We start from the raw sequence: 3,859 nt of genomic DNA on the forward strand, positions 1-3,859 counted from the left end.
GTCGAAACGCAGAGACGAATCGCCCTGGGCGCGCCGAACGCCCTTGACCCGCCGACGGAGAACAGGAAGCGTGGCCGCATGACCGAAGACCTCGACGCCCTCGCGAAGGAGCTCGACCGCGAGCACGTGTTCCACTCCTGGTCCGCGCAGGCGGGGCTCGACCTCCCCGTCATCGCGGGCGGCTCCGGAACGGTGGTGTGGGACCACGCGGGCCGGCGCATGCTCGACTTCTCCAGCCAGCTGGTCAACGTCAACATCGGGCACCAGCATCCTGCCGTCGTCGCGGCCATCCGCGCGCAGGCCGACGAGCTCGCCACCATCGGCCCCGCCACCGCCAACCTCGCCCGCGGGCGTGCGGCGCAGCGCATCCTCGGCAAGGCGCCCGACGGATTCGCGAAGGTCTTCTTCACGAACGGCGGCGCCGACGCGATCGAGAACGCCATCCGCATGGCCCGCCTTCACACGGGGCGCGACACCGTCCTGTCGACGTACCGGTCGTATCACGGCAACACCGGGGCGGCGATCGTCGCGACCGGTGACTGGCGACGGATGCCGAACCAGTTCGCCCGCGGACACGTGCACTTCTTCGGCCCCTACCTGTACCGCTCGGAGTTCTGGGCGACCACCGCCGAGGAGGAGTGCGAGCGGGCGCTGCACCACCTCGAGCGCGTCATCCAGTCGGAGGGCCCCTCGACGATCGCCGCACTGCTGCTCGAGTCGATTCCCGGCACCGCCGGCATCCTGCTCCCGCCCCCCGGCTACCTCGCCGGTGTGCGGGCGCTGGCCGACAAGTACGGCATCGTGCTCATCCTCGACGAGGTCATGGCCGGTTTCGGCCGCACCGGACGCTGGTTCGCGTTCCAGGGCTATGACGTCGTGCCCGATCTCATCACCTTCGCGAAGGGCGTGAACTCCGGCTACGTCCCGGTCGGCGGCGTGATCATCTCGGACGCGATCTCGGCGACGTTCGACGACCGGGTGTTCCCCGGCGGGCTCACATACTCCGGGCATCCGCTGGCCGCAGCATCCATCATCGCCTCCATCGACGCGATGGAGTCCGAGGGCATCGTCGACAACGCCCGCCGCGTGGGCGAGGACGCGATCGGTCCGGGGCTGCGCGACCTCGCGGCGCGGCATCCGCTCATCGGCGAGGTGCGGGGCGAGGGCGTCTTCTGGGCGCTGGAGCTCGTCTCGGACCGCGAGACGCGCGAGCCCGTCGGCGCGGACGTGATCGGCCGGCTCAAGAAGGCGCTCACTTCACGCGGCCTGCTGCCGTTCGCCGCCGACAACCGCATCCACGTCGTACCGCCCTGCGTGGTGACCGACGGGGAGGTGCAGGAGGCGATAGCGATCTACGATGAAGCCCTGACGAGCGTCGAAGACGACCTCTTCTGACGCGTGCACCCCGCACTGCTGGGCGATCACGAATCGCTCAGGCGGATTCCAAAGGAGGAACACGACAATGACGGACACGATGGAGCACACCGAGACGGTGGATGCAGACACGGCTGTCCTGGATCACTGGGTGAACGGCGCCCCCTGGGCGGGGTCATCCGATCGCACGGGACAGGTGTTCAACCCGGCACTCGGCATCGTGCAGAAGCGGGTGCGGTTCGCCTCGCGGGCCGATGTGGGCGAAGCGGTCGACGCCGCGTCGGCGGCGTGGGCGCTCTGGCGCGACGCGTCGATCGCCAAGCGTCAGGCGGTGCTGTTCAACTTCCGCGAGCTGCTGAATCAGCGCAAGCAGGAGCTCGCCGAGATCCTCACCGCCGAGCACGGCAAGGTGCTCTCGGACGCGCTGGGCGAGATCGCCCGCGGCATGGAGGTCGTCGAGTTCGCGTGCGGGGTGGGGCACCTCACCAAGGGCGCGTACTCCGAGAACGTCTCGACCGGCATCGACGTCTATACGCTCCGCCAGCCGCTCGGCGTGGTCGGCATCATCAGCCCGTTCAACTTCCCCGCGATGGTTCCGCTGTGGTTCTTCTCGGTGGCCCTCGCCGCCGGCAACGCCGTGGTGCTGAAGCCCAGCGAGAAGGACCCGACGGCCGCCAACTGGATGGCTGCGCTGCTGACCGAGGCGGGGCTGCCGGAGGGCGTCTTCAACGTCGTCCACGGCGACAAGGAGGCCGTCGACGCGCTCCTCGAGCACCCGGACGTGCGCGGGATCTCGTTCGTCGGCTCGACGCCGATCGCCAAGTACGTCTACGAGACGGCGACGTCGCACGGCAAGCGCGTGCAGGCGTTCGGCGGCGCGAAGAACCACATGCTGGTGCTGCCGGATGCCGACCTCGACCTCGCCGCGGACGCCGCCGTGAACGCCGGCTTCGGCTCGGCGGGCGAGCGCTGCATGGCGATCTCGGTGGTGCTGGCCGTCGACACGGTGGCTGACGAGTTCGTGCGCAAGGTGTCGGAGCGGATGAAGACGCTCCGCACCGGCGACGGTATGCGCGGGTGCGACATGGGGCCGCTCATCACCGGGCAGCACCGCGACAAGGTCACCTCGTACATCGACGTGGCGGCATCCGACGGAGCCTCGGTGGTCGTCGACGGTCGCGACGTCGACATCGACGGCGACCCGAACGGCTTCTGGCTCGGCCCGACCCTCATCGACAACGTGCCGACGACCTCGTCGGTGTACGCCGACGAGGTGTTCGGCCCGGTGCTGTCCGTGGTGCGGGTCGAGGGCTACGAAGACGGCCTCGACATCATCAACTCGAGCCCGTACGGCAACGGCACGGCCATCTTCACGAACGACGGGGGTGCCGCTCGGCGCTTCCAGCACGAGGCGACGGTGGGCATGATCGGCATCAACGTGCCGATTCCGGTGCCCGTGGCATACCACTCGTTCGGCGGCTGGAAGGCGTCGCACTTCGGTGACACGAAGGCGTACGGCCCTCACGCCTTCGAGTTCTTCACCGCCGAGAAGGCCGTCACGTCACGCTGGCTCGACCCGTCGCACGGCGGGATCAACCTGGGCTTCCCGCAGCACGACTGACGGAGGGCGTCGCTTTCGTTCGCTGAGTGGGCGATATCCGGTCGTTGAGCGAGCGAGGAACGAGCGAGACGAAACGCCCTGGGCTGACGTACGACGTCGGCTCAGCGCGTTTCGTCTCGCTTCGCTCGCTCAACGACCGGGCAGCGGTGACGCGAAGACCGTTACCGCGCGGGGAACGGCGACGCAGCGCAGCGTGAAGCCGCCGGGCGACTGCTCCTCGAGCTCGCCGTCATGGACGAAGACCGACGGATGCCCCTCCTCGAGGCGCACCGTCATCTCGAACTCCTCGACGACCAGACGCTCGACGTCCGAGCGGGGCGGCATGAGCCCGACGGCGCGCAGCACGGCCGCCGTGCGCTTCCCGAACGCGAGTGACGCCATCGCGCGCGCCCGCGAACCCCGCGCGTGGTGGATGCGGACGTCGAGCGTCGGCTCCACCAGCGTCTCGCGCTGCATCGTCGCGACCCGCTGGGGGTCGTTGCGGCCGACCCCGACGAACACCGACCACACCTGCGCCCGCCGGCCCTCGCGCGCGATCGTCAGCGACTCCGCCCCTCGCAGCGTCCGCCACGCCGCGACGATCCCGCCGAGCCACTTGCCCAGGGCCGCCCGACGGCGATCCCGCTCGTCGATCAGTTCGGGGTAGGTGCCCACCGACACCGCGTTCAGCGCCAGGATGGGCTCGCCCCCGTCCGCCCGCACCTCGATCGCGCTCACTTCGATCGTCGTGCCGCTCTGGAGCGCGTCGATGGCCGTGTCCACGTCGACGAGGCCCGCCGAGCGGGCGAAGTGGTTGAAGGTGCCCCCGGGCATGACGAGGAGCGGGCGGCCGTGCTGACGGGCGAGCCCCGCCATGCGGGAGAC

Annotated in this window: 3 protein-coding genes; 2 read left to right on the top strand and 1 reads right to left on the bottom strand. The window is 69.8% G+C overall.

Translation table 11 applies throughout. The annotated features are described in order from the left end of the window. Positions 1 to 78 precede the first annotated feature (78 nt). Positions 79 to 1,395 (top strand): aspartate aminotransferase family protein, encoded by a 1,317-nt coding sequence (locus tag B1729_RS16635; RefSeq protein ID WP_163633893.1) that lies wholly within the window; start codon positions 79 to 81, stop codon positions 1,393 to 1,395. Positions 1,396 to 1,462: 67 nt separating this feature from the next. Further along, positions 1,463 to 2,995 (top strand): CoA-acylating methylmalonate-semialdehyde dehydrogenase, encoded by a 1,533-nt coding sequence (locus B1729_RS16640; RefSeq protein ID WP_163618799.1) that lies wholly within the window; start codon positions 1,463 to 1,465, stop codon positions 2,993 to 2,995. A 129-nt stretch (positions 2,996 to 3,124) separates the two neighbouring features. Here B1729_RS16640 and B1729_RS16645 read toward each other — a convergent pair. After that, positions 3,125 to 3,859, bottom strand: a 735-nt coding sequence (locus B1729_RS16645) for a hypothetical protein (RefSeq protein ID WP_163633895.1), incomplete at its 5' end; no start/stop codon positions are given.

It is taken from the genome of Microbacterium sp. B35-04, from assembly GCF_010634885.1.
GTDB lineage: Bacteria > Actinomycetota > Actinomycetes > Actinomycetales > Microbacteriaceae > Microbacterium.

What these genes read in the sequence shown, in the direction of transcription:
- B1729_RS16640 (WP_163618799.1), top strand. Translation starts at nt 1,463, where the DNA reads ATGACGGACACGATGGAGCACACCGAGACGGTGGATGCAGACACGGCT.
- B1729_RS16635 (WP_163633893.1), top strand. Translation starts at nt 79, where the DNA reads ATGACCGAAGACCTCGACGCCCTCGCGAAGGAGCTCGACCGCGAGCAC.